General features: G+C 71.8%; 1 protein-coding gene. It reads left to right on the top strand.

All coding sequences use genetic code 11. The features are described 5' to 3' along the window. Positions 1 to 30: 30 nt before the first annotated feature. Entirely contained in the window at positions 31 to 1,887 is a 1,857-nt protein-coding gene (locus ACOV8S_RS16925; protein WP_448318894.1) for a GMC oxidoreductase, read from the top strand. Positions 1,888 to 2,313: the final 426 nt, after the last annotated feature.

Below are 2,313 nucleotides of genomic sequence, written 5' to 3'. Positions count from 1 at the left end.
CCCGAGGCCCGGCCGCCCTACGACTACGACGTGATCGTCGTCGGCTCCGGCTTCGGCGGTTCCGTCACCGCGCTCCGTCTCACCGAGAAGGGGTACCGGGTCGGAGTCCTGGAGGCGGGCCGCCGCTGGACCCGGGACTCGCTGCCCAGGAACTCCTGGGACCTCAAGAAGTTCCTGTGGGCCCCCAGGCTCGGCATGTACGGCATCCAGCGCATCCACCTGCTCGGCAACGTGATGGTGCTGGCCGGCGCGGGTGTGGGCGGCGGGTCGCTGAACTACGCCAACACCCTCTACGTGCCGCCGACGCCCTTCTTCGAGGACCCCCAGTGGAAGGACATCACGGACTGGCAGGACGAGCTGACGCCCTACTACGACCAGGCGCGGCGCATGCTCGGCGTCCGGCTCAACCCCACCATGACGCCGTCCGACGTCCACCTGAAGGCGACGGCCGAGCGGATGGGCGTGGGCGACAGCTTCCACCTCGCCCCGGTGGGAGTGTTCTTCGGCGACGGCGAGGACGCCGACGGCAGCGTCACCGCGCAGCCGGGCCAGGAGGCCGCCGACCCGTACTTCGGCGGGGTCGGCCCCGCCCGCAAGGCCTGCACCGAGTGCGGCGAGTGCATGACGGGCTGCCGCCACGGGGCCAAGAACACCCTCAACGAGAACTACCTGTACCTCGCCGAGAAGGCCGGGGCGACCGTGCACCCCATGACCACCGTGCGGTCCGTCACCGAGGACGGCCACGGCGGCCTCGTCGTCGAGACCATCGGCACCGACCGCAAGCGGGTCGGCCGAGGCCGTGTCCTGCGCTCCCGCCAGGTCGTGATCGCCGCCGGCACCTACGGCACCCAGACGCTGCTGCACCGCATGAAGGAAGGCGGGCAGCTCCCGCACATCTCCGGCAAGCTCGGCATGCTCACCCGCACCAACTCCGAGGCGCTGGTGGGCGCGCAGACCGACGACCGGCGCTACCACCGGGTCAGCGGGCAGGCGAAGGCGGACTTCACCAAGGGCGTCGCCATCACCTCGTCCATCCACCCCGACGCGAACACCCACATCGAGCCGGTGCGTTACGGCAAGGGCTCCAACGCCATGGGCGCCCTCACCGTCCTCCAGGTGCCGTACGCCGCCAAGGGCACCGGCGCCGCGCGGGTGCTGGGCTGGCTGGGCAACTCCCTGCGCCACCCCGTGCTGACATTGCGGTCGCTGTCCAACCGGCGCTGGTCGGAGCGGACCATCATCGGCCTGGTCATGCAGTCGCTCGACAACTCGCTCACCACCCACCTCAAGGGCAAGGGCCTGGGCAAGGGCCTGCTCACCGCCCGGCAGGGTCACGGAGCGCCCAACCCGAAGCAGATCAAGGCGGCCGTGGAGGCGGCCTCCATGCTGTCGGAGGAGATCAACGGTTTCGCCGGCAGCAACATCGGCGAGCTCACCGGCATGCCGCTGACCGCGCACTTCCTCGGCGGCTGCCCCATCGGCGACTCACCGGAGACCGGCGTCATCGACCCCTACCACCGGCTGTACGGACACCCCGCGATCTCGGTGGTCGACGGCTCGGCGGTCTCCGCCAACCTGGGCGTCAACCCGTCACTGACCATCACGGCGCAGACGGAGCGGGCGATGTCGTTCTGGCCCAACAAGGGCGAGGACGACCCGCGGCCGGCGCAGGGCGAGGCGTACCGGCGGCTGTCGGCGGTGCCGCCGCGGACCCCGGTGGTGCCGGAGAAGGCCTTCGCCGCGCTGAAGCTGCCGTTCCTCGGGATGCCTACGGTGCCGCCGAAGGCGGACGCCCCGACGCCCGAGGTCACCATGCCGAAGCCGGCCGCCCCGGTCGACCCGGTGGACACACCGGCTGCCGTGGAGGCCGCGGGGACCACCGAGTAGCCGTGGAGACCGCGGGAACCACCGCGTAGGCGGAGGTGCGTGGAGGTGCGTGGAGGTACGTGGGAGTAGGTGGAGCGGTCCGAGCCGCCCTGCCGCGGCTCCGCAGCACAACCCTCAGACAGGGGCCGTGGGTGGCGGCCCCGTCGGCCGGCTCCGGGCGTCCCCGGAGCCGGCCGTTTTTGTTGGGTGACCGGGCTGCTGTCCCCTGCCGTCCGGTCACGACCCTGGAGCGACGGTCCCACGGCGCACGGCATGGTGATCCGTACGCCTCGTCGCTCCAGCAAGCCACGCGTGGTTTTCTCGGGAGCCGTGCCTGGCCGGCACGGACAACCGGATAAACGAAGCGCGCGGGCGGACGGTCACGGTCCCGGACGGGTGACGGTGTGTGCGGACGGGGGCGGGAGCGCGGCGGGGTGAGGGTGAGGG

Source organism: Streptomyces sp. CO7 (assembly GCF_053474865.1).
Note: the sequence above shows the minus strand (reverse complement) of the source record. Positions and strands in the feature narration are given on the sequence as shown.